A 1,390-nucleotide genomic window follows, 5' to 3' on the forward strand; every position below is an offset into this window, starting at 1 on the left:
CTATCCATAAAGTTGTCAAGTAAAATAAACCTGTCGCAAACCTTTCTCAGCTCAAAAGAGCTTGTTCTTTTAAAAGATGCATTTTCAACCCTTTTGCCAAGCTCTTGAATTTCCTCTACTACAGGAACATAATCACTATCACCACTTACAAGAATTGCAGTATCATAGGCATTTCTAAATGCAAGACTTACCATATCAGTTGCAAGCAACACATCAACACCTTTTTCTATAAAACCTTCTGGAGTTTTCTTTAAAGGCATTGTTTTTACTTTTATACCTAGGTTTTGAAGCTCGTTTAAAAACCCTTTTTGCTTTTTCCACTGTTCTTTCAAACTTTTATCTAAATCCTGAGTAGGAACTCCTGTGTAAAAATAAGCCCTTAAAAGCCATCTATCTCTTCTTAAAAACTCAACTAATTTTTTGTAATTTATTTTGATTTTGTAGTAATTGGAAGCGTGAAACATATTGCCTGCATCTATAAAAATAGCTATTTTTTCATCAAGGTATCTGTATTCTATTTTTCTGCTATTTTTGTGTTTTAAAAACTTATCTAAAAACATATAACCTCCATATATTTTATTATTTAAAATTATTTTAAAACGAAAGGTATGTCAAACTTACTGCTTCTTTAAAACAGCTGTGTATTTTTTCTCAAACAGGTCTTTTTGAATAAAAAGGATTTTTAAGTTTTTATAATGTTTAAGCTCTTTTAAATATTTTTTTCTGGTTATTATATAAGTTTTTACAGGTAAATTTTCTATATTTTTAACTTTTTTAATAGGAGTTTTTATATAAAATGCAAACGCAGGATTGAAATTTTTATAATATACAACTTTATTTTTATTTATAAGTTTTAAAGACTGCATAACAGGATTTTTTTTGTCAATTGGAGGAAATAAAACATAAAAAAACAGTAAGTTAAAAATAAAACTTCCTGTAAAAAGTGTAAAAATCATCCTTTTGGTATTTTTAACAAAGATTAAAGCCAGTATTCCTACGGCTGTCAAAAATAAAAATGAAAGTCCTGTGTAAGCCAAATCTGAAACAGCAGGCTCATTTTTCAGCCCAAAATAAGTTCCGACAGCAAGTAAAATTGTTATTAATATAAAAGCAAGCAAGCTGTAAGTTTGGGATTTTGAGTATTTTGAATTTATTAAATAATATCCAATTAAAACGGCTAAAGGAGGATAAGAAGGCACTGTATAATTTGGAAGTTTTGTACTTGAAACGGCAAAAAATCCTATATAAACTGAGGCAAAAACAAGTAAAAAAAGTAATGGTTCATTATACTTTTCTTTTAAAGCCTTTTTTAAAGCCTGTATTACAAATACTGAAAAAGGTAAAAGTCCTAAGAAAACAAATAAAAATGTTATTAAAAATATTCCGCCGT

Annotated in this window: 1 protein-coding gene and 1 pseudogene; both read right to left on the minus strand. The window is 27.7% G+C overall.

Going from position 1 to position 1,390, the window contains the following annotated elements; genetic code table 11:
* Positions 1-560 (minus strand): NYN domain-containing protein (locus HG1285_RS01455; protein WP_008289392.1); only part of this gene is annotated, 560 nt, incomplete at its 3' end.
* 57 nt (positions 561-617) lie between these two features.
* Positions 618-1,390 (minus strand): annotated as a pseudogene (locus HG1285_RS20030) (glycosyltransferase family 39 protein); the annotation flags it as partial.

The sequence above is a fragment of the Hydrogenivirga sp. 128-5-R1-1 genome, from assembly GCF_000171895.1.